Annotated in this window: 19 protein-coding genes; 16 read left to right on the top strand and 3 right to left on the bottom strand. The window is 44.0% G+C overall.

Annotated features, from left to right (window positions below; genetic code table 11):
• Positions 1 to 301: 301 nt before the first annotated feature.
• Together RQM65_RS09600 and tatA are read right to left on the bottom strand one after the other, a co-directional pair.
• Complete coding sequence (locus RQM65_RS09600) at positions 302 to 2827, bottom strand: OmpA family protein (protein ID WP_314014518.1); 2526 nt, start codon at positions 2825 to 2827, stop codon at positions 302 to 304.
• A gap of 338 nt (positions 2828 to 3165) precedes the next feature.
• On the bottom strand, positions 3166 to 3360 hold the full coding sequence (tatA, locus tag RQM65_RS09605; RefSeq protein ID WP_314014520.1) for a twin-arginine translocase TatA/TatE family subunit: 195 nt from the start codon (positions 3358 to 3360) through the stop codon (positions 3166 to 3168).
• 542 nt (positions 3361 to 3902) lie between these two features.
• Here tatA and RQM65_RS09610 point away from each other — a divergent pair.
• From RQM65_RS09610 to RQM65_RS09685, 16 genes are all read left to right on the top strand, one after another.
• The gene (locus RQM65_RS09610) at positions 3903 to 4781 is read left to right on the top strand and encodes a M23 family metallopeptidase (protein ID WP_314014521.1); all 879 of its coding nucleotides are present in this window, start codon (positions 3903 to 3905) and stop codon (positions 4779 to 4781) included.
• 127 nt (positions 4782 to 4908) lie between these two features.
• Positions 4909 to 6405, top strand: a complete 1497-nt coding sequence (locus tag RQM65_RS09615; RefSeq protein ID WP_314014522.1) for a GH3 auxin-responsive promoter family protein — start codon at positions 4909 to 4911, stop codon at positions 6403 to 6405.
• Between the two features lie 129 nt (positions 6406 to 6534).
• On the top strand, positions 6535 to 8241 hold the full coding sequence (locus RQM65_RS09620; RefSeq protein WP_314014523.1) for a DUF6909 family protein: 1707 nt from the start codon (positions 6535 to 6537) through the stop codon (positions 8239 to 8241).
• Between the two features lie 9 nt (positions 8242 to 8250).
• Complete coding sequence (locus tag RQM65_RS09625) at positions 8251 to 9258, top strand: hypothetical protein (RefSeq protein WP_314014524.1); 1008 nt, start codon at positions 8251 to 8253, stop codon at positions 9256 to 9258.
• Between the two features lie 65 nt (positions 9259 to 9323).
• Positions 9324 to 10373: a dTDP-glucose 4,6-dehydratase gene (gene rfbB / locus RQM65_RS09630; RefSeq protein ID WP_314014526.1), complete on the top strand. Its 1050-nt coding sequence runs from the start codon at positions 9324 to 9326 to the stop codon at positions 10371 to 10373.
• Between the two features lie 88 nt (positions 10374 to 10461).
• Positions 10462 to 11331, top strand: coding sequence for a glucose-1-phosphate thymidylyltransferase RfbA (gene rfbA, locus RQM65_RS09635; protein ID WP_314014527.1), 870 nt, complete (start codon positions 10462 to 10464; stop codon positions 11329 to 11331).
• A complete protein-coding gene (gene rfbC / locus RQM65_RS09640) occupies positions 11328 to 11873 on the top strand; it encodes a dTDP-4-dehydrorhamnose 3,5-epimerase (protein ID WP_314014528.1) in 546 nt (181 codons plus the stop codon). Before rfbA ends, rfbC begins: the two co-directional genes overlap by 4 nt.
• A complete protein-coding gene (rfbD, locus tag RQM65_RS09645) occupies positions 11870 to 12718 on the top strand; it encodes a dTDP-4-dehydrorhamnose reductase (RefSeq protein WP_314014529.1) in 849 nt (282 codons plus the stop codon). The genes rfbC and rfbD overlap by 4 nt, the downstream gene beginning before the upstream one ends.
• A gap of 9 nt (positions 12719 to 12727) precedes the next feature.
• The gene (gene asnB, locus RQM65_RS09650) at positions 12728 to 14545 is read left to right on the top strand and encodes an asparagine synthase (glutamine-hydrolyzing) (protein ID WP_314014530.1); all 1818 of its coding nucleotides are present in this window, start codon (positions 12728 to 12730) and stop codon (positions 14543 to 14545) included.
• A 53-nt stretch (positions 14546 to 14598) separates the two neighbouring features.
• Complete coding sequence (locus tag RQM65_RS09655) at positions 14599 to 15036, top strand: FAD synthase family protein (protein WP_314014531.1); 438 nt, start codon at positions 14599 to 14601, stop codon at positions 15034 to 15036.
• 216 nt (positions 15037 to 15252) lie between these two features.
• Positions 15253 to 16389 (top strand): non-hydrolyzing UDP-N-acetylglucosamine 2-epimerase, encoded by a 1137-nt coding sequence (wecB, locus tag RQM65_RS09660; RefSeq protein ID WP_314014532.1) that lies wholly within the window; start codon positions 15253 to 15255, stop codon positions 16387 to 16389.
• A gap of 16 nt (positions 16390 to 16405) precedes the next feature.
• Positions 16406 to 17704: a flippase gene (locus RQM65_RS09665; RefSeq protein ID WP_314014533.1), complete on the top strand. Its 1299-nt coding sequence runs from the start codon at positions 16406 to 16408 to the stop codon at positions 17702 to 17704.
• Between the two features lie 25 nt (positions 17705 to 17729).
• A complete protein-coding gene (locus RQM65_RS09670; RefSeq protein WP_314014534.1) occupies positions 17730 to 18878 on the top strand; it encodes a CDP-glycerol glycerophosphotransferase family protein in 1149 nt (382 codons plus the stop codon).
• Between the two features lie 145 nt (positions 18879 to 19023).
• Positions 19024 to 20199 (top strand): cysteine hydrolase family protein, encoded by a 1176-nt coding sequence (locus RQM65_RS09675; RefSeq protein WP_314014535.1) that lies wholly within the window; start codon positions 19024 to 19026, stop codon positions 20197 to 20199.
• A gap of 48 nt (positions 20200 to 20247) precedes the next feature.
• The gene (locus tag RQM65_RS09680; protein ID WP_314014537.1) at positions 20248 to 21435 is read left to right on the top strand and encodes an O-antigen polymerase; all 1188 of its coding nucleotides are present in this window, start codon (positions 20248 to 20250) and stop codon (positions 21433 to 21435) included.
• Positions 21436 to 21437: 2 nt separating this feature from the next.
• Complete coding sequence (locus RQM65_RS09685; protein WP_314014538.1) at positions 21438 to 22541, top strand: glycosyltransferase family 4 protein; 1104 nt, start codon at positions 21438 to 21440, stop codon at positions 22539 to 22541.
• A gap of 30 nt (positions 22542 to 22571) precedes the next feature.
• On the opposite strand, the gene RQM65_RS09690 is transcribed toward RQM65_RS09685, so the two are convergent.
• Positions 22572 to 24302: an alginate O-acetyltransferase AlgX-related protein gene (locus RQM65_RS09690; RefSeq protein WP_314014540.1), complete on the bottom strand. Its 1731-nt coding sequence runs from the start codon at positions 24300 to 24302 to the stop codon at positions 22572 to 22574.

Consider the following 24302-nt stretch of genomic DNA (forward strand, 5'->3'; position numbering starts at 1 on the left):
TATTTGGGTTTTACCGGAGCAAAGATGGAAATAGATGTCGTTCTGGAAGAATTAATTGGATAAACCGCACCGCATTCTGGACGACGTTCCGACGATTCGACAAATCCCGTAAATGTACGATGTATTACGTCGTAGAAGGTCAAATGAAGGCAATCCCCGAATAGCAGGAAACGTGACTAATCCCGGAACAGGGAAGCACGTGTATTAATTGGATGACTCTTGAGGCCCAATAAAAAAACCGTCACCTTTTATTGGCGACGGTCGGGTTTAAGTTTAAGAAGTTCGTGAAAGCGTGTAGCTTCTACTCCCTTACGATAATAAATTCTGAACGACGGTTGAGCAGGTGGGTCTCCTCGGAACAGGCAACTGTACCGTCACATTCGTTCAGCAATTGGCTTTCTCCATAGCCGATAGCACTCTCGATTCGACTGGCGTCTATACCTTTCGATATAATGTAGTCGCGGGTCGATTTGGCCCGTTTATCGGAGAGGTACTCATTATACGACCTACTTCCGCGGGAATCGGTATGCGATTCGATCTTGATCGCCATGTTGGGATACTCTTTCATTACACTGACCAGCTTGTCCAGCTCTTTGGCCGATTCAGCTCTGACCTCCGACCTGTCAAACTCAAAATAGATCATTTCCGTTTTCAACTTCTTGATGCCTTGCTCTACGGTGATCATTTCATCAAGGCGTTTCATCGGGATGTCAACGTTGATGGTCCGGTTATCTTTTGTGGCTACAGGCCTGTCGTCAACGAAGAAAGATTTTTGTACGGTTTTAAGAGAATACTTGGTGTCGCCGTCCAAATCTTCGAACATAAAACTGCCATCTTCTTCGGTCATCGTTTCCTTAAGTTTGATGCCGTTCTCATCTAAAAGGTGCACTAGGGTCTTGGGCATAAAATCGCCCGTAACCAGCTCGGTAATTACCCCCGCAATGGCATTGTTGTTGGCGGGAACCTCCTCGATATCGGGCCTTTTGAACGAATAGATGTCGTCATCCCCTTTGCCTCCTTCACGATTGGAGGCGAAAAATCCTCTATCGTTCTCCTCGTTTACGATATACGAAAAATCATCCTTATTACTATTGAAAGGGATTCCCATATTGATTACCTCGCCAAAACCTTTGTCTTGTATGTATGCAGTCTCGAATATGTCGAGCCCCCCGAGTCCGGTATGGCCATCCGAAGAGAAATAGAGTTTTTTTCCGTTGAAGAAGGGGAACATCTCCCGTTTCTCGGTGTTGACACCCGGCCCCAGGTTGCGGGGCGTCGAATAGGTGCCATCCTCTAGAATATCTACCACGAAAATATCACTATCCCCGATACTGCCGGGCATATCGGAGACAAAATAGAGCTGCTTGCCATCAGGGCTCAGGGCAGGATGACCGGTGGAGTAGTCGTTACTATTAAAAGGCACTTCTACCGCCTCGGTCCACTCTTGCCCAATTTTATGAGACGTATAGATTTTAAGATGGTTTACCCCTTCTTTATCGCGCTTCAATTTTTTACCGTAGTTGTTGCGGGTAAAATACATCGTGGCATTATTAGGTGAAAAGGTAACTGAAGCCTCGTGATATTTGGTGTTTATTTTCTTTGAAAATTTGGTTGCGTTCTTCAAATCTTGGGATTCCTTATTGATTTCCGCCACATAAAGGTCTAAAAAAGGTTGGTCGTTCCATTTGTACTTGCGGGTCTTAAAAAAGGATGAATCCCTGGCCGATGAAAACACGACCTGGTTGGAGTCGAGGAACATGGGCGAGAAGTCGGAGTATTCTGAGTTGATGGCCAAATTATGAAGTTCAAAATCCTGTTTGGAGTGCAAGATGTTGTCCAGCACCACTTCATTGGGCAATGTATCGTCAATTTCGAAGTCGGAGTTCGTGGTCTTTCCTATTTTTCTGTTGTACAGGCGCATTAGACGTTTGGCGCGTCCATATTTGCCTGTACCCTTAAGAGAATGTGCGTATTTGAACAAGTTGTCATCCGACATCTCCTTCCCATAGGTTTTATAGAGCACGTCGTACCAGTGGCAGGCTTTTTCCATATCGGTGTTAAAATAGTGGGCGTCTGCCGCTTTCTGCAGGTTCTCTCGGATGTAGTATTTTTCGTCTTTCGAGAGGGCCGATTCGTAGAGTCTGGCCGCTTCGGCGTACCACATTTTGTTAAAACAAGCATCTGCCTCCTCGATGATTTTGCCCTTATAAACAGTTTCGGAGACATCGGGAAGATTGGCGTCGACGGGCAGCAATGTTTTCGAATTGGTTTCAATACGGGTATTTTCTTGGTTTGTAACCGTTGTGGTAAAAGAGCCATCTTCCATTACTTCGAGCATAGCTAATGATGGCCCGCCGATAGTCATACTATTTTCAACCTCCAATATCCAGACAGCATCGGTATAGGTCCCGTTCAGTTTTGAGACACAGGCATCGACTGCCTCAAGCCCGAAAGGATAATAAGCTAAGAACACGTAGTTGAGTCCGTTATCGGGATGTTCAATATAACCGGCCTCGTCAAAACCTTTCCGCTTAAGTCTTTTTATGGTCCGGCCAAGGTTTTTCTTCCTGCTGAAAATACCTGATATGATATAATAGCCATTTTCAACGTTTTCGAGTCCGCTGAAACTGCGGTGCGGGACATTGTGGCCATCGGCAACCTCTTCAAATGCTTTGTGAAAAGGAAGCACCGGTGGAATATATAGGTTGGTACTTTCGGCATCTATACTCGCCGTGGTCGGAGTTTCTTCGATTTTAAGGGCCTGATGGGACTGGGCAAAGAGGCCGGACGATAATAGAAAACCAAGTATAGGTAGTAGTTTCTTCATGATTTGGGATGGTCCGGATTTAAGCGGAATTGCAATCTATTAGATAACGTGAAATTCGTCGAACCACTGTTTTCAGAACAGGAATTGTTGTGAAAGCCGGATATGTTGTGGTGAATTCGACTCCAGCGATCCCTTTATCGGAAAATTTGGAGTCTTAAACCTTTGAATTATTGAAGTCGTAGATGCTTAACTACAAGGGTTGAACGAGTCTCGACATTTTGGAGGGATATCTAGTTAATTTCCCAATCTGGGGCCGAGATGAAGTAACGCAACATTCGCCCGCAAAAAAACCCTTGATGTAGAACCAAGGGTTTTGAAAATGCTGATTTTAATCGATCTTATTCTTTTTTGTCTTCGAGCTTATCGTTGACCGGCTCGTCTTCTTTTGAAGCGTCTTTAAATTCTTTGATACCGCTTCCCAGCCCCCGCATCAACTCGGGAATTTTTTTTCCTCCGAACAGTAAAAGAACTACCAGAACGACGATGGCGATTTGCCAAGGTCCGATTGCCAAAAATATGTTTAACGCTGCCATAGTTTAATCTTTAAGGATAACAAATGTACTAAAAAAGAAATGCAATTCACTATTGCAATTATGATAGTTCAGTGATTTTCGAAATCTTTGTGGTTTTCAATACTTACGTAAGGTCGCACTACAGGGTTCTTATTATTTTTGAAAGAATAAGGAGAGAATCCGATTCCATCCTTATATTTGTCCATGAGCTCATTAAGGCTATGTATTTGAAGCCGTGAATTCGGACGTTTCTTGCGCGAATGAAAGCGTTTTTTGAACAGCACGGTCTTGATTTCAATGGCAAAAAGGTGAAAATTGGAGATGGTTTGGAAATATGTGATCAGAAATTGTATAGATTGTTTTTGATGTCGCTTTAGACAGTTTTTGGGTACGCGCCGTGGCCACGGTCTAAACTGGCAGCGGGGCTGCCTATCAGACGTTGGGTGTAGGTGCCAGTAGCTACGAGGGCGCGCCAAAAGGGGCATAAATAAAGTATCGTCATATTTTTAAAACAGTCTCCTGGGATGCCAGATGTAGGATTCGCAGGTAAAAAAGTTGTTTAAATGAGTTCAACGGCCAAAAAAAAGGGGAAGAAGAGGAGGCAGATCAGAAGGAAACTTTTGCACAAGTACCGTTTGGTCATACTTAATGAAAGCACTTTCGAGGAGAAAATATCCTTTAAGCTCAGTCGGCTCAATGTATTTGTTACGGGCTCGTTATTCATCATCGGACTAATTGCACTGACGACCCTTCTGATCGCTTTTACCCCATTACGGGAGTATATCCCGGGATATTCCTCTACAAAGCTTAAAAAACAGGCGACGGACCTAACCTACAAGACCGACTCCCTGGTGGCCAACCTTGAAAACACCAATCGGTATATAGAGACTATCCGGATGGTTTTAAGCGGGGATATCGAAACTGAGGAAACCAACCTTGACTCGATTCGGGAACAGTTCGAGCTGGACCCATCTAGTATCGACCTCACCCCGATAAAGGAAGATTCTATGCTTCGGGCGGAGGTGGAAATGGAAGATAAGTACAATCTATTCGAAAGGGAAACGACGGGCGCCGAGTTGGTACTGTTTCCTCCCCTTAGCGGGGTGGTGTCGAACACGTATGATGCCGGAAAACGCCACTACGCCGTAGATATAACTGCGCCGATGAATACACCCGTCAAAGCCGTGGCCAACGGTACCGTTATTTTCGCGGAATGGACGGCCGAAACAGGCTACGTGATTCTCATAGAACATAAAGAGGGATTGCTCAGCGTGTACAAGCACAACGGTTCGTTGAGCAAGGAACAGGGCGATATCGTTCGTTCGGGCGAGGTAATCGCCTCCGTCGGCAACACGGGAGAATTCACCACTGGTCCACATCTGCATTTTGAACTTTGGAGCGATGGCGATACCGTGAACCCTCTGGATTACATCGACTTTTAAGCAAGTTCCAACTTTTTTACAGGTTCGGGGTCAATTGGAGTACAGGACAGGGTCCTAAGTATAAACACGGCCGCCGACAGGCAGGCAAATAAACCCATAAACCCATAAACTCATAAACTTTCAAAAAATGTCCCTCAAATCCTTTGCCGCCAAGATTTTCGCCAGCTACGTGGCCCGAAAAACGGCGAAATGGGTCGATAACCCCATCGAAACGCAAAACCGGGTCTTTAGGAAGTTGCTTCGAAAAGCTGCCTCCACCAAATTCGGACAAGACCACGGGTTTGACCGAATTACATCCCACGAAGAATTTATCAAGCGCGTTCCGATCCGGGATTATGAGGCTCTGAAACCTTACGTCGAAGAGGTCGTGGCCGGCAAACCGGATATTCTATGGCCTGGCAAACCGGCTTATTTCGCCAAGACCTCGGGTACCACTTCGGGGGCCAAGTACATTCCGATTACGGACACCTCCATCAAACATCAGGTGAATGCTTCGCGAAATGCCATCCTCAATTACATCGACGAAACGGGAAATACGGAATTCGTTAGCGGAAAGATGATTTTTTTACAGGGGAGTCCCATTTTACAGGAGAAAAACGGCATCAAATTGGGGCGACTCTCCGGCATATCTGCCCATTATGTCCCCAATTACCTGCAAAAGAACCGTTTGCCCAGTTGGGAAACGAACTGTATCGAAGATTGGGAAACCAAGGTGAACGCCATCGTCGAGGAAACCGTTGACGAAAATATGACCGTTATTGCGGGCATTCCCTCTTGGGTGCAGATGTATTTCGAACGGCTGCAGGTCCGGACAGGTAAAAAAGTAGGCCAGCTGTTCGATAACTTTCAACTGTTCATTTATGGCGGGGTCAACTACGAACCCTACCGCGCCAAATTTGAAAACCTCATCGGACGGAAAGTGGACAGTATAGAGCTCTTTCCCGCCAGCGAGGGTTTTTTTGCCTACCAAAATTCCCAGACCGAAAAGGGGATGTTGCTGCTTTTGGATGCCGGTATTTTCTACGAGTTCGTAAAGGCCGATGCCTTTTTTGATGAAAATCCGAAGCGTATTACGCTCAAAGACGTTGAACTGGGCGTCAATTACGCCATGGTCATCTCCACCGATGCGGGCCTGTGGGCCTATGACCTTGGGGATACCGTTCAGTTTACTTCCCTGAAGCCTTATAAAGTCATAGTCTCCGGACGAATCAAGCATTTTATATCCGCTTTTGGGGAGCACGTCATTGCGAAAGAGGTCGAAGAGTCGATGCGTTTGGCCATTGCGGACACCGATGCCCGAATTAACGAATTCACGGTCGCGCCGAAAATCGTGCCCGAGGGCGATCAGCTTCCCTATCACGAATGGCTGGTGGAGTTCGAGCAAGAACCATCCGACCTTGAAAAATTTATCGAAATTCTCGATGCCTCCCTACAGGAACAGAACAGTTATTATTTTGACCTAATCGATGGGAAAATACTGCAACGCCTAAAAGTGGTCCGCATTAAAAAGGGTGGATTCAACGACTATATGAAATCCAAGGGAAAATTGGGCGGTCAAAACAAAGTGCAGCGCCTATCTAACGATCGAACGGTGGCAGATGCGCTCTCCAAGTTCAAAATATAAGGGACGCGTTATGATAAGTATAGGTCCAGCGCAGTCAGGTCGAGTCTCCCCACTTCGCTCGAGACAGGCTCAGTCGAGACCTCAGGGGCTGAAATCAAAAAAAACCGTAGCTTTGCCCGAAATTCCGTTATGGGCAAGACGACCAATACCACCCGCGCTCAAGAATCGACCAACGCCATCGAGCGGCTCTATATCACGATGCGGCACCTGTTCAACCGTGGGTTTTATAAGCCTACCGGGGTCTCGGGCGAATCGCTGAAGAGCGCTTTGCTACAGCTTCGTCCTGAAATATACGGTTCCGTAGGGGAAGAGAAGGCCGAGCTCAGCGGCTTGATCTACGTGCTGGAAAGACTTCCCGAGGGCATCGAGCAATGCCGGTTTATCAACCTGACTTCCGACGAGGGCTACGGACGCTCCCATTTCGATCCGATCATTCCCCCGAAACGCCGTCGCAACTGTTATCGCATCGACGAAGAGCAGATGAACATCGAGATTACCCGTGGCCGTTCCGACATCTACGACATCTTGACGCACCTGACCTTCCTGTTCATAGAATCCGAAAAAATCAGTAAACGGGTACTGATCGAGGATACCGATAAAACCATTCGCGATTGGGTGAAATTGGAGGCTTTTGTCAAGAAAGACGAGCTTACCCAGGCCGAAAGGGAAGTTGCCGTAATCCATACCGCGAACATTTTAGGCCGCTCGTTTTTAGAGATTATGGCCGTGCACGAAAGGTTTGCGACCAAAGAGCACCCTGAACGCTTCCTCGAGATTATCTATTGGCTCGGCAAGCTTGCCATCGAGGAAGAGGTGACCGGCGAAAAGCGGGTCATAACCTTTAGCGCCCTACTTCGGGAGCGTTTGGGCCACCACATTCATGGAGAACGCTGGGCCGACATTATCAAGGAAACCTTACGGAAAAACGGACTTCTAGAGCGCCCGATCCATATTATTAGCGCGAACATGCATAGTGTAATGAACTCATTGTTCGCTAGGAATACCCTACTAAAAGATCTACCGACCGGGGAGACCCGATTTCCGGAGGACGAGACCTTAAAAATCTACGAAAACCTAAGCTCTTCGCTGAACCAGGAACTGCGCGACAAGGTCACCGAAGTGGCCAAAAAGAACGGGATGATCGCCATCAACGATTTTTCGGGCACCAATATCGACGTGCAGCTGTTCGACACCGCCAAAATGGGAGATGATGTATGCTGCTACGACTTACCGAAAGATATGCCCCATGCCGAAAAACCTGTTATATTTGTAATGGACTATGCATTTGGCGAACAGGCCTACGAGACCGTCGATGAGCTGTTAAGGCCCTATAAGGAAGGGGATAAAAAAGAAGTATTTTTGAATGTTGCCTCAATTTCTATCATGGGAAAAGCGGGCATTCTCGATGGCGGCAAGGGCGATCTGATGATACCATCTGCCCATATTTTTGAGGGGACGGCCGATAATTATCCCTTTAAGAACGAACTTTGCGCCGAAGATTTCAAGGGCCACGGGCTAAAGGTATTTGAGGGCACCATGGTCACGGTGTTGGGTACATCGCTGCAGAACAAGGATATTCTGAAGTTCTTTCAGCAGAGCACCTGGAACGTTATCGGTCTTGAAATGGAAGGCGTTCATTACCAAAAAGCGATACAATCTGCCTCGAAGATACGCAAGAGCATCCGCGAAGATGTCAAAGTCCGATATGCTTATTATGCCTCTGACAACCCATTGGTGACCGGGAGTACTTTGGCATCGGGCGGCCTCGGAACGACCGGTGTAAAACCGACCTACTTGATTACCGACAAAATACTAAAGCAAATATTCAACTCATAGCAACCGAAAATGGCAGATAACAAACCTGTGAACCCCCGACCCGAGTCCGATGAAATTGATTTGGGACGATTATTGAATATAATCAATAGGGGTTTTAATCGCCTTTTCAGAGGTTTTCTTCTTCTTTTTCTATATTTAAAAAAGAATATATTTTGGCTTTTAGGATTGGTTGCTCTGGGGCTGGTCATCGGAGTATTGCTCAATAGCACGATAGATAAGAAGCTAAAGACTGAGGTTATCGTTAAGCCTAATTTCGAAAGTAAAAACTATCTCTACGATGTAGTAGAAGAGATACAGGCCAATATTGTCGCAAAAGACACCCAAGCCCTAAATAAACTGGGAGTTGACATTGCCGATTTACGGGGATTTGAAATAAGTATCGAACCTATTGAGAAAAGCAAAGAGGACCAAGAAAACCTTAAGGATAAAAATGAGTATCTCGAAATTCTCCAAAATTTTAAAGAACAAGAATTCGTTCCAGAGGTTATTAGATCTGAAATTTTGGATAAAACGGTGCTAACCCACAGGATAATTTTTTTGCATAAAAATCCTTTCAACGGCCAAGAGGTAGTAGCCAAAATAATGGATTATATTAATTCAAACCCCTATTTTAGTGAAGTGAGACAGGTATCGGTGAAAAACGCACAAGATCGGATAGCTAAGAACAGGGAACTTATTGACCAAATCGATATTCTAATTAAAAACTATTCGCAAAAATTGGGAAGGTCTGACGATGTTTCTGGAAGGCAGGGAACACTCTTCTTGAACGCGGAGGAACCTTTGGATATCGCTGGTCTGTTTGCGTTGAAAAACACCTTAATCAAACAGATAGGAGATAAAGAGATTGATTTGGTACAGTTAAAAGAAGCTGTGAACATTGTCAACTTCGGAAAGACTCAGGAAGTAAAAAACCAGTTTTTGAATAAAAGTTTAATTATATTACCACTAGTGTTGGTGGGTTTGTTTTTCCTATGGACCTTGCTACGGTACCTAAATAAGAAAGCGGTCGCATTATAGCTCGCCGAAAGCTTATAGGTCGACAAATACGTATTCAGTAGGTCACCCAAACAATTTAGACATTGATGCATAAGAGGATTTTAATTACAGGAGGTGCTGGTTTTATCGGATCCCACGTGGTGCGTCTGTTAGTGCGTAAATATCCAGAGTATCAAGTTTACAACTTGGATGCTTTGACCTATGCAGGCAACCTAGAAAATTTAAGTGATGTTGAAGAAGCGTCTAATTATACTTTTATTAAAGGCGACATCACCGACGAAGAATTCACAAAGAGAATCTTCACTAAACATCAATTTGACGGGGTGGTGCATCTTGCTGCCGAATCTCACGTTGATCGCTCCATATCGGATCCCCTGGCATTTGTACGTACGAACATAATTGGCACAGTAAACTTGCTCAATGCTGCTCGTGACCTGTGGGACGAACGAATGGAAGACAAGCGATTTTATCATGTAAGCACCGATGAAGTTTATGGTTCTCTTGGTTCCGTTGGTCTTTTTACAGAATCCACCCCGTATGATCCGAATTCGCCGTATTCGGCCTCAAAAGCCAGTTCGGACCACTTTGTAAGAGCTTATGGTGAAACATATGGTTTTCCCTACATTATTAGCAATTGTTCGAACAACTACGGGCCAAATCAGTTTCCGGAGAAATTGATTCCTCTCTTTATCCACAATACCATCGAAAGTAAGCCGTTGCCCGTATATGGAGACGGTAGGTACACTCGAGATTGGTTGTTCGTAGAAGACCATGCGGCAGCTATCGACTTAGTCTTTCATCAAGGCAAAAATCATGAGACCTATAATATAGGTGGATTTAATGAGTGGCAGAACATAGAGCTGGTCGAATTACTTTGTCGCCTGATGGATAGAAAACTAGGAAGATCTGAAGGTAGTTCTCAAGAATTGATCACCTATGTGAAAGATCGGCCGGGGCATGATCTTCGCTATGCCATCGATGCGGATAAAATTCATAAAGAATTGGGTTGGAAACCATCCGTCACCTTTGAGCAAGGCCTTGAGCGCACTATTGACTGGTATTTGGCAAATAAAACCTGGTTAAAAAACGTTACCACGGGAGATTACCAGGCCTACTACGACAAAATGTATGGTTAGTTCCATTGTAGCAAAAAGAGTGGGATATTCATTGAATTTTTTTTGAGTTTAGGACGCATTCTACCGCAGTCCGAACAAATTAGGAAATATGAAAGGAATAATATTGGCGGGCGGTTCTGGAACACGTTTACACCCATTGACTCTATCGGTAAGCAAACAGCTGATGCCGATTTATGACAAACCGATGATATATTATCCGCTATCTACGCTGATGTCCGCGGGTATTCAAGAAATCCTGATAATTTCTACCCCTAAAGACCTGCCTTTATTTGAAGAAATCCTAGGGGATGGCAGAAAATACGGCTGTCATTTTTCGTATGCTGTCCAAGAAGCGCCAAATGGCTTAGCGGAAGCGTTTATCATAGGTGCCGACTTTATAGGTAAAGACAAGGTCGCCCTAATCTTGGGAGATAATATATTTTACGGTTCAGGACTTGCGAAACTATTGCAAGCGAACAATAACCCTGACGGTGGTATAATCTACGCCTACCGGGTTCATGACCCAGAGCGTTATGGGGTAGTAGAATTCGATAGCAACGGAAAGGTTATCAGCATAGAAGAAAAACCGAAAGACCCAAAATCCAATTACGCCGTTCCGGGGATATACTTCTATGATAATGCGGTCATTGATATAGCAAGAACTATTCCCCCGAGCGATAGGGGTGAATTGGAAATAACCGATGTCAATAAAATATATTTGGACCAGGGCAAACTCAACGTCAGCATTTTGGATAGTGGTACCGCATGGCTAGATACGGGGACCTTCAAGTCTTTGATGCAAGCGTCGCAGTTTGTTGAGGTTATAGAGGAGCGGCAAGGCCTGGTCGTAGGTTCGATCGAAGTTGCCGCCTATGAGATGGGATATATTGATGAAACACAGTTTAAGGCCTTAGCCGAACCTTTGGTCAAAAGTGGCTATGGCAAGAATCTGTTGGGAGTTTTAAAAGGAAATATATGAACGTTACCGAAACCGAACTTAAAGGGTGCTTTGTGATTGAACCCTTACAATTTAAAGACGACCGTGGCTACTTTTTGGAAACATACAACCAAAGAAAATTTGACGATTTTCTCGGGAGGCGGGTCACGTTTGTTCAGGACAACCAATCTTTTTCGAGAAAAGGCGTGATAAGGGCACTGCACTATCAGATTGGCGAGCACGCCCAGGCCAAGTTAGTAAGGGTGCTGCAAGGAAGGGTCCTCGATGTTGTGGTCGACCTTAGAAAAGATTCCAAGACTTTCGGTAATCACATAGCAATTGAACTCAGCCATGAAAATGGGAAGCAGCTCTTTATACCGAGGAGCTTCGCCCATGGCTTTGTAGTGCTCAGTGAAACGGCCGAATTTTTTTACAAATGCGATAATCATTATAATAAAGCTTCTGAAGGAGGTATTATATACAATGATTCCAGCCTGTCGATTGATTGGAAACTACCTGAAGAAGAGTTGATACTTTCTGAAAAAGACCGCCAATTGCCCAATTTCGAAAACGCCGGAATATGAGTAATGTTCTAGTAACCGGGGGACGTGGTCAATTGGCAACATGCATCGGGCAAGTCGCCCACATTGATGATGATAACCGATTCATCTATACCGACTATACCGATCTTAACATAACCGAAGAGAAAGAAGTAGAGCGCTTTTTTGAGGATACCAATATCCAATTCTGCATTAATTGTGCCGCCTATACCGCTGTTGATCAAGCGGAAGCGGAACCCAAAAAGGCAGATCTGGTAAACCATATTGGGACAAGAAATCTTGCAACGGCCTGCAAGAAGCATCGTGCGACGCTTATTCATATTTCTACGGATTTTGTATTCGATGGACTTCAATCATTACCTTACAATGAAGAGGCAGCCACTAGGCCTTTAGGAATATATGGCGCTTCCAAACTGGCTGGCGAAACAGCGATTATCGAAATACTGGAACAACATTATATTATAAGAACCTCTTGGCTGTATTCGAACTACGGAGATAATTTTATGAAAACCATGTTGCGATTAGGTCAGGAGCGGGATTCCCTAAGCGTAGTATGTGATCAAATTGGCACTCCTACATACGGAATCGATTTGGCACGCATGGTGCTGAATGTCTTATCTAACAGTACTAATATGTACGGAATTTATCATTATAGTAATGAGGGGGTGGCGAGTTGGTACGATTTCAGCAAGGCCATCTTTGACATAAGCGGTGTCGAATGTCATGTCACCCCCATCGCTGGTGCCGACTTTCCGACATCGGCCGAACGACCTGCGTTTAGCGTGTTGGACAAAACAAAAGTAAAGCGTGATTTCGGAATCGACATACCCTATTGGAGGGACAGTCTAAAAGCGTGTTTAAAGAAATAACTAAGATTTATGTGTGGAATTACCGGAATTTACTCCAAAGAAGAAATCGGGAATTTGGAGACGCGAATTACGAAGATGACGGAATCTATCGAACATCGGGGACCAGATTCAGGGGCGTTCTTTATCTGCAAAAATAAAGTAGCTTTAGGCCACCGGAGGTTGAGTATCATCGACTTAAGAAACGTGGCGAACCAGCCTATGACCTCATCGAACGGAAATTGGCAAATCATCTTCAATGGAGAAATTTATAATTTTAAGGAGATTAAAAAGGAACTTTCCTATGATTTTATTACGGATTCGGATACCGAGGTCATTCTAGCAGCTGTTCAGGATAAGGGATTGGACTGGTTTTTAAAACGCGCCAACGGCATGTTCGCTATGGCCGTTTACGACTCGGAAAGTGAAGAGCTATTGCTAGTTCGTGACCGACTGGGTATTAAACCGCTCTATTATTATAATGATGGTACAACGCTCGTATTTGCATCTGAGATCAAAGCTATTCTCAATAGCGGTCTGGTTGAAGCTGAGTTCAATTCTTCAGCGGTCGACGAATACCTTGCCAATAGGTATATCCGTGCACCTTACACTTTCTTTAAAGGAATTCGGCAATTGGAACCAGGTTCTTTCCATAGGTACGGGAAAACTTTAAATCTTACCGAAAGAATATATTGGAGCCTGCCGAAAGCCTTTAACGTTTCAACGGAATTCGATGAGCAGAAGATAAAAAAAGAGTTCGAGGGCGAGATAAAAAATGCCATCGAATATCGGTTGATTGCCGATGTCCCCTTGGGAACGTATCTGAGCGGCGGAGTTGACTCAAGCCTGATAACTGCCATTACGGCATTAAAAAAGAAGGATCAGGTCAATACCTATACCATAGGTTTTGAAGAAATGAACGAATTCGATTACGCCAGAACGGTGGCTGAAAAGTACGATACGGCACATCACGAAATTCTGATGAAAAAGGAAGACTATTTGGCCAACTGGGAACGACTTATTGCGGCCAAAGATGCCCCCTTAGGTGTTCCAAATGAAATACCGCTGGCCATTATGTCTTCTAAATTGAAGGAGAAAATAACCGTGGTGCTATCCGGTGAGGGCGCTGACGAATTGATGGGGGGTTATGGTAGAATATTCCGTCTTCCGTTTGATCATGAAAACCATTCCCCTGAAGATAATTTTTACGACCACTTCATCGCTAAGTATGAATACGTGCCAAGACACATGCGCGATGAACTGATTAATACCCCAACGGAATACCGAGATGAGTTTGACGACATCGTACGTAATCAGTTCAAAGAACATGGAAACAAAGAGAACGTATTTCGTTTTTTTCATCAATACCATGTAAAAGGCTTGCTGCAAAGAGTCGACATGACCACCATGCAAACCTCTGTGGAGGCCCGAGTACCGTTTCTTGATCATAATTTGATCGAATTCGCATACAAGTCCATACCCTATCAACTCAAATTAAAATGGCTGGACGAAAATTCCGAAAAACTGGCAAAAGGCCAAACGGCCGATCAGTATAGTGAGGTGCTGGACATACCTAAATATCTATTGCGGGAAGTATCTTATTCATATCTTCCAGAAGAGATTATAAAGCGGAAGAAGGTGGGATTTCCTGTGCCGCTTACCGAATGGTTTGAAAACTTAGAGGAATTGGCGAACAAATTATTGATAAATTGCTCTTGGCTTAAGAAAGGCGTCCTCACGGATCTGATTGCAAAGAGCAAGACTGAACCCAGAGCGGGGCAGATACTTTGGATGTTTGTCAACATCGAATTGTTTAAAAAACAGTACTTTGCTACTAAATGGCGCTGGTAAAGAGCCTCTGAAACGCGTAACGACTCAACAAAATCTCAAATTTAAGTATACTTATGTACAAACGGGGGGACGAGAAAATAGTAATAGGATATACATCTGGAGTTTATGATTTATTTCATATCGGTCACCTGAACCTGCTGAAAAATGCAAAGGGATTGTGTGATAAACTGATTGTAGGGGTCACCAGCGACGAGCTGGTGGCCTATAAGAACAAAAAGGCAGTTATCCCGCATCAAGAACGAATGGAAATCGTACGGAACATTAGACACGTTGACTCCGTAGTGCCACAGAATGATATGGATAAGTTTAAGATGTGGCAACGTATTAAATTCGACGTTATGTTCGTAGGTGACGATTGGTTCGAATCCGAAAAATGGAAGGTCCTTGATGAAAAGTTTAAGGAGGTTGGTGTAAAAATTATTTATTTCCCTTATACAAAAGGAACCTCCTCTACACTAATAAACGAGACACTAAAAAATCTTAGGAAATAAGAGAGTTCTTTTTTGAAGGGTTTGAAGAAGGTCTCGACTGTTTCATAGGTGCCGATCGGCAGTCTGTTCAATCAAAACACACTTTATTGGTCGTGTTTATCTGCCCTTTTCCAATAGTCATAAGGGTACGAATTGGTAATCGAATTTTTTTAATGTCAATAGGCTCGAATTTTAACCCTCTTTGGCTTGTCCTGAGCGGATAATTTACCCAGTGGTATGAAGAAAAAAACCAAAAACCTTATTGTGTTCGGCACACGGCCAGAAGCCATAAAAATGGCTCCGTTGGTCAAAGAGTTTCAAAAACATTCTGAGTTCTTTAATACGAAGGTCTGCATTACGGCACAACATCGCGAGATGCTAGACCAGGTAATCGAATTTTTCGATATCGAACCCGATTACGACATGAATCTTATGAAGCCCGATCAGAACCTGTATTCTTTGACGGCCGATATTATCACGGGCTTAAAGTCCGTTCTCGACGATTTTAAACCTGATTATGTGTACGTGCATGGTGATACGACAACCACGATGGCCTCCTCCATCGCCGCCTTCTACTCCGGCGCTAAAGTTTGCCACATCGAGGCAGGCTTGAGAACATTCCATAGGAGATCTCCCTTTCCCGAAGAAATAAACCGGTCGATTACCGGGAGGGTCGCGGATTATCATTTTGCACCGACGCCCAAGGCTCGCCAGAATCTTCTGAATGAAAATATAGCCCAGGAGACGATAGAGGTGACAGGAAATACGGTCATCGACGCCCTCCAGATAAGTGTCGAGAAGGTTACACAGCCAGAGTATGCTCATCACGAAATAGAGGAATTGGAAGACGTGTGGACTCCGGGAAAGAAACTGATTTTGGTTACGGGACACCGTCGTGAGAACCATGGGCAGGGCTTCATAGATATTTGCAAGGCTTTGGCTGCAATAGCGAAGCAGCATGATGATGTAGAGATTATCTATCCGGTGCACCTAAATCCCAACGTACAAAAGCCAGTGTATGAACTTTTGGCGGGCATTGAAAACATCAGTCTTATCGCTCCTTTGTCCTACCCCGGTTTTGTGTGGTTAATGAATAGAAGCTATCTTATCATTACCGATAGCGGTGGAGTTCAAGAAGAGGCACCCAGTTTGGGCAAGCCCGTATTAGTCATGCGTGATACTACCGAGCGTCCCGAGGCCGTCGAGGCGGGAACGGTGATTTTGACCGGTACCGACACCAATAAAATTATCGATGAGGCAGGACGTCTTTTAGAGCATCAAAAAGAGTATGATGCGATGAGTCAACGCCATAATCCCTATGGAGACGGCAAGGCCTGTGAACGTATCGTCACATTCATGAAGAACAGGCTATAAACTTTCAAGACCGCCATTGTCCCAGCTTAAGAATACATATAGGAAGTTTAGCAAGAACCAACTGTTCAATAACTTTATCTCGTTATTTTCTTTGCAGGGCGTCAATTTGGTGCTTCCATTTTTGACCCTACCCTATCTCGGTAGGGTTTTAGGCGCAGAAAATTATGGAGTTGTGCTGATGGTCTACGCCGTTATGCAATACCTATTTGTTCTTTGTGATTATGGCTTTAATCTTTCTGCTACTAGAGACGTATCCATTTATAGGGAGGATAAGGCGAAAATAGATCGAATTTTCAGCAACATCTATTACATTAAATCGGTGCTGGTGCTGCTGGCATTCATTGTTTTGGCCGTATGTGTTTATACTGTCGCTGAGTTGAAAGCGCATAAGCTAGCTTATTTCTTGGGTTTTGGTATTGTCGTGGGGCAAGTATTGAATCCAATATGGTTCTTTCAAGGGATGGAGAACATGAAGTATATGACCCGGGTCAATGTCATTGCTAAAGGCCTTTTTACTGCCTTGATCTTTATCGTAATCCGTTCGGAAGGCGATTACTACAAAGTGCCCCTGCTCTACTCTATCGGTTTCATCGTGGGTGGTATTTTCTCGCTGTACTTTGCGTTCCGATATTTTAATGTCAAGTTAGTGCCCCCCGACCTAAAGGAAATCAGACGTCTTCTAGGCAGCAGCACCCAATACTTTTTGTCACGTTCGGCCGCGGCGCTCTATACGTCGAGTAATACTTTCGTTGCAGGTCTTGCACTGGGTAACTACTTCGCCGGCATATTCGGTGCCGCTGAGAAAATATTCATGGCTATGACAGTGATTTACGCTCCATTGGGCGATGCACTCTATCCTTACATGGCCAAAAAAAGGAATTTACGGCTATTCAAAAAAATATTGTTTGGCGTCATTTCGGTCAATACCCTGGTCGCTTTAGTCGTCTACCTATTTAGCGATTGGATTACGTTGTTGGTTTTTGGACCTGATTTCACTGAAAGTGCCCAACTTCTGCGAATTTTTTGCGTACTCGCCCTTATATTCGTACCGGCGGTCATGATAGGATATCCTTTTCTAGGCGCATTGGGCAAGGAGAAATATGCAAATTATAGCGTCGTCTTTGCCTCCGTTCTCCACGTGATCCTATTGATTGTACTGTATGAGCATCTTACGGTGTACCGAATAGTTTACTTATTGTTGTTTACCCAGGCCATTGTATTTATCATTCGTCTGGTGGGAGCAAAAAAACTAAGTGGGGCACTTAAGAGCGGGAACCTCACCTCATCTGATGTGCCGGAAGACCCGGAAAAATAATGTATCAACGAAATAGATTGAACTAATGAAACGTTTGGCAACCTTATTTGTTGAAAAAATTATGTTCGGTATTCTGAGCGTCCTGATACCGACCCAAAAAGGATTGATGCTTTTTGGGTCGGGCTTCGACCGTTTTTCCGATAACCCTAAGTTTTTGTTCCTTCATTTTCAGAAAAACTTTCTCGAAGGGCCAGTCTGGATTTCTTCCGATAGGGAAGAGGCGCGTGACTTAAGAAAAAAAGGATATCGATGCTATTATCGTTGGAGTTTGGGTGCCTTTTGGATGGTCATTCGTGCCCAGTTCTTTTTCGTTTCCCATACGGTCAAAGATATCTACCCGACAGTTCCCCGTCGGGGAACCATCATTAATCTTTGGCACGGCACTCCGATAAAGCAGATAGGTTTTGATTCGCTAAATGAACGGATATGGATTGAAGAAATGATCAGGTCTGGAAGGACGTTGCCGTATGAACGTTGGGATTATCTCGTGACGGCTTCGGCCCAAACCACGTTCATCTTCGAAAGGGCCATGCGTTTGCCAGAATATAAGATTGTTCCCTTGGGGCAACCAAGAACGGACCATCTTCTGGCCATGACCAACGATGCTGCGCTCAAGGAAAAACTTAGTTCAAGATTGGCCTTGTCACGGTCTCTAGAGCAATATACCGTTTTGTTGTACACCCCGACATTCCGAAATAACGAGAGCGCTACCCTGACTATCAAAAGAACGCTTGTAGAACTGGATAGACAATTGCGCAGCGCTGACGATAGTGTGCTTTTTTTTAAACCCCATCCTTTGGACCGCAACATCTTTGACGAAGAATTTTTCAAACCTTTGACGAAGGTGTTGAATGTATCTACTCAAGACACCCAAGAGCTCTTGAGTGTCGCCGATGTACTCATTACCGACTATTCTTCGATACTCTTCGATTTCATGATTACTAAAAGGCCTATAATCGCTTATATATTTGATAAGGAAACCTATATTGCCGAAAACGGAGGACTCTATTTTTCGTTTGAAGATTTGGGCACGCATGTCGCTAGCGATTCTACTGAGCTGCTCAACCTGGTTATGACCTCGAAAAGTCTAAAAAAAGATTACGATTCCCAAAGATTCAATGCACCCAATAGTTGCGCCGCAATTGAAGACTTCGTAAAGCAACTAATGACTTAGCTTTTAGACTCGGGTCGGACCATTTTTGAAGCACGTGGGCCGTACGTACCAAGACCCATAAAAACAGTACCTTTGTGCTTAAATAAATCAAAATTCGCCATTGGAAAACGATAAGACAACTGACTATTCTGTAAATCGGTACAGTATGAGTCGGACAACCATCGAGATTTTATATTTTGTCAAGTTGATAGCCGCAGTTTTTCTCCTTACAAGCTGTGCTAAGGATAATGATGACGTGTTTTATTCAAACTACGGCACGCCGTTGGCCCATCCGTTACCCTTTGAGTATGTCTTGTCCGAGTATGATGCTAATCGCGAAATATATGTAGATATTAACAGCTCGACCGCAGTAGATGCCGAAAAGAGCGCTTTAGTGCTTATCGATGTCTGGCAAAATGAATTTTTAGACACGTTAGTCATAAATTCTATCAACCCATTGATCAGGAGATTCGACGTAATGGGTGCCAAAGTCATCTATGCCCCCTCCATAGAGCCCCACAATGAAAACCTGACTATTTTAGACGGTAGCATCTCATTTTATGAGGAAGAGGAAATGGACGATTATCTAGAAGTCCATGACATCCAAAACTTATTTTACGTCGGTTTTGATACGTTCTACTGTATTTTGGACAAGCAGAACGGCATCTATTCGATGCGCACCAGAAATAAAGACCTCAACCTTTATCTGATCGATCAAGGAGTGCAGTCATATACCAGGGAGATGAAAAACACGGCCATTGAACTTCTAAAAAAGAACGATGTAGGAATCGTGAATTTTCCTGCTTTTGACCAGAAGATGACTTATCCCCAAAATACCAACTTCGATATCTTCGCCAAAACAAAGGACAACATCAGACCAGGAAATACCTTTGTCACGCTCTTTAAAAATGAAGAAAAAAATCATGAGCTGGAAAAGTTCGAAAGAGAATTGGTCGATTTGGACATAAATTATGCAATAGTATCCGACAACAGATTGTATTACAAAGGACGGGAGCTTTCGAAGCCCGATTACATCCGACTGCTCCAAAATTTGGATACCAGCAACCATTATTATGCCGGATTTCACCTTAACAACGAGATATTATGGAGCAATTTTGGTATCAGATCCCTTTATATAGAAGCCAGATATAATAAAGTACCTCTACCATGGCCTTATATTGTCAATGACCTTGCCTTTATGGAACGTTCAGAAGCTATAGATACCGAAATTGAAAAGGCAACTATAATAAATCACGGTCGAATCGCACATAATATAGAGAGTCGCACTCTGATTAATGACTTGAAAGTAGCTGATAAGAGCACGGGTAAGAGTAATAAATAACACTATAAGCTGGATGTTTGTACATATAGCTTTTAAGAGCATGCTCCCTTGAGAAAAATCAGAATTTTTAACGTACTGCATCCAGCGATTTTCTTTTTGGTCGCTTTCGTTTTTTTTCTGATGCTCTATCCGTTTCTCCTTGAGTACTATTTCCCTTTCTTCAACACTACGCTAAAGGTCAGGGCTATTTTGATAGTCTATCTAGTCATTTTCGTTTTAGCTGCCCATTGGGCGCCAAATTATCTTTTGCTGAAGACATTTCCCAATCTAAAGGACATGGTCGCCCAAGTGCGAATGGATATAAAGCACTGGAAACGGGCTTTCTACTTATTTTTTCTGTCGGGCGTCGCCTTGTATCTCTACATTTACTTTTTTCAGATGGGTACGATTCCCATTTTCTTGGATGACCTTGAAAGTGCGCGGGTGGGGGCCAAAGCGGGATTGGGAAAATACATCCTTATCGGAAACGCACTGATTAGCGTAAGCTTGGTCTATCGCTTTGCGGTCGAAAAATTCGTGTTGGGCAAAATCAAACCTATTTCGGTTGTCTATCTCTTGATCGGTGTATTTTTCGTAATGGGTATCGGATTTCGAGGTCCCGCTGCCTATCTGGTGGTCAGTTGTTTCTTGGCCTACCTCATTTTCACTCAAAAATATCTGAACGAACAGGGAATATCTTTTCGTTACATTTTGACGGGAATCATATTTATCATTTTCCTATCCCTGTTAGGATATTATCGGCATACAGGTCAAATTTCGTACCGGGCAATTGGCTCTACGGCATGGACTACAGCGGTCAACGTAAGCAATCTTGCCGACATTGTTCACAATACCGATAAAGAAGGTGAATTCTACTATGGGCAGACGGTCTTAAATGATTTAGGGATGACTGTCGGCTTGCACGAACGTGGTTTTACCGGGGTCATTCTTAAAGAAAAATACCAATTGGAATTTGAAGGAGAAGGCATGACCATCACTTCTCCTGGGGAAGCGTACATGAATTTTGGTTGGTTCGGTATTATTTTGCACGCTGCCTTTCTGGGTACCCTGGCAGGATTTGTTTACGAAATCATAATACGTAGCGGTAAACTGAGTTGGTTCGTAATCCTTGTTCTTTTCAGTTTGAATTTTTCCCGTTTAGCAGTGGGCGGAATCGTGGCACCTGGCCTCTTCTTTTTGGTGCCTCAATTGATACTTTGTGCCGTATTTATCTTTATTGCAAAATTGAAAATTTAATCATGAAAGTATTATTCCAATCCAGAAGCAATCTGTACTCGGCACCCGGCGGAGATACCACTCAAATCGAAAAAACCAAGGAGCACCTCGAAAAGTTAGGGGTTGAGGTCGATATTAGTATAGAGCTAGAGCCCGACTTAACGGGTTATGACCTAGTTCATCTTTTTAACCTAATGGACCCTCAGGAGCTTTATATGCAGATAAAACATGCCAAAAAGCACGATAAAAAGGTGGCGCTTTCTACGATTTACGGGCTGTACACCGAATTTGAACGTAAAGCAAGGGGCGGGTTTGCACAAAAGGTGGCGAACGTTCTTTCTCCATATACGATAAACTACATCAAGACCTTTTTAAGACATCTCAAAGACGGACGAATGAACAAAGGGGTGTATTATATGCTCTATAGGGGATACTATCATCTGGCCAAAAAAGTGACCGAACAAGTTGATGTGTTCCTGCCCAATTCCCTGTCCGAAATGGAGAGGGTGGCCCGGGAATATAAGCTGTCGGATTATAAGTTTGAAGTAGTGCCCAACGCCGTAGACACAAAGTTGTTCGATCCAAATAAAGTTTCTCTCACCGATTTGGACGAAGACTTGCTGCGATTTAAAGATTGTATATTGTCGGTCGCCCGGATCGAAGGAAGAAAATCAACCTTGAACTTAATAAAGGCAGTAGGAGATCGCTATCCGCTTGTACTCATCGGCAATGAGACGAAAAACGACAAGACCTTCACTGACGCTTGCCATGCCGCCGCAGGTGATAACGTCTATTTTACGGGTCCGATTCCACATGACAAGCTACCCATCTATTACAAACTGGCCAAGGTGCATGCGCTGATCAGTTGGATGGAAACCCCGGGCCTCTCCTCCTTAGAGGCCGGTGCCATGGAAACCAATATTGTAATTACCGAGAAAGGAGATACCCGCGACTATTTCGAGGATTTTGCTTTTTACTGCGAGCCAGACGATGTGGCATCAATAAGCGACGCTATCGATAAAGCGTACCAAGCGCCTTTTGAAATGAAACTGAAAGACAAGATCCTGGCGGAGTATATTTGGGAAGAGACAGCCAAAAAAACACTGGAGGGCTATCAAAAAGCTTAGGGTTACGCCTATTTCGATGATACAACATGTTCATGGGGCGTGTTTTCCTACCTCGTTCACCGTATCCAAAATATAAGGCAGACGTCTTTCTACAACCCCAAGTATGACAACATCGGGATCGACCTGGTCTACCCAATACATGTCAACCGGACTTTTTCCGACGTAAACGACCTTTGAATAGTGAAGGGATAAAAATTGAATCAGTGCAGCCCCGTAAGAATCCCTAAAGACCAGGGCCGTTTTATCATTGCCACAATTCTCATTTAAGGTGACCGTTGCATTTTGGTAGATCCCTGTAGGTGCAACGAAACGATATGCCTTGTTACCGTCTTTTAAACGGTAGTTCGGCTTTTCGTCATAGTAATCCATTCCATCTATGCCTAAAAGATTGGTCAAATCACCTTCTCTTATCTTGATGTACGATACCTCAAAGGCTTCTTTAGGAAATGGAGATAGCCCTAGTTCGTCATAGGTCTGCTCGCAGAAAGCACGGTAAGCCCCATAGGCACCATTTAGATTCCAATGCGAATCGAATTTGAAGTACAATTGGTCTTCTTGCTTTTCTTTCAATAGATGCTTCCTAACGTCGAAAAGAGACATTCCCTTTTCATCAAAGTATTCAACGGCCTGATCGGCCAGTGAAGTTTCGCCTTGAATCTGCACTTTCATGGTAAAAGGAAGTAGCTCGTTGTAAATAGTATGTTTGTTAGGCCAAAATCCGACAACATAATCCATACCGCGTGCGGCAAGCTGCTGTTTTAGCTTGAATTGCTTGGAAAAACCGTTTTCAAGCTGCTTTAACGAAGCAAGGTTGGTATGGGAATAACTTGAATAAATACCACCGTCAATTGCGTTGTGTTCATTGAAAAACAAAAAACCCTGTTTACCAAATTGCACTAGTTCGGGCTGTGGCGAATCCCTGAAAACACCGATTTTCAGTTTGCTTGCCCAGTTGATTATGGTGGGTCGCAGTCCGAAATTGTCATTATAATAGGCTTCGTATTCTTTGGGGAAACTTTGGTTGAACGTCCATTCAGGCATTGGGCTCAATTCCCGTTTCTCCTTGCTTTCGGCTTTTTGACCAGCTCCTAGCAGCTGCACTATCGGTGGCGTAGCAATAATCACGATGAATGTGGCGATATAAAAACTAGGGCTCGGACTTTTTGACCTTGAAACCTTCAAATAGTTGGAGATAAAGGCCGCAACGGCAAAGACCAACGCGAAAATAATGGCCACAGTCTTATCTACCAGAGGCTGTGCTTCGGCTAATTTCTTGATTGTCGGGGTGAGGTTGAAATTAGAAATAAAGAAAGGGTCATAGCTATTTGAGACGATTTTTGTAAAGAATTTGCCATCCTTTTCAGAGATGTGCACATTTTTTAAAAAAGACTCCGAAATAGGGTAAGAAAATGAGTGGTCAGGTGTTTTCAAGCGAGCCTCTTGAATGTGCAGGGGCGACTGCCCCCTATTATTGCCGATATCGATACGCAATTTAGAAATGGTCGTGTCGAGAGGTAGAACAAAATCGATGACCTGAGGTTTATCGCTTCCATTTACCTCCGAGATTATGCTATGCTTCTCATTGAAACCACTGTCGCCCTCGGATAAATAGAACACCTGAAACTTGTCGTTCTGTAAGACCGTAGCCGTCAGGGACAAGGTCATTTCGGAGGGTCCTTCCCCCGTCATACCCATAATTAAGCGTGTTGCAACGAAAATCGATAGTGCTACCAGTACCGTGAACGAGTATTTCTTTACCAT

Origin of the sequence: Pricia mediterranea (assembly GCF_032248455.1) — a bacterium.
Classification (GTDB): domain Bacteria; phylum Bacteroidota; class Bacteroidia; order Flavobacteriales; family Flavobacteriaceae; genus Pricia; species Pricia mediterranea.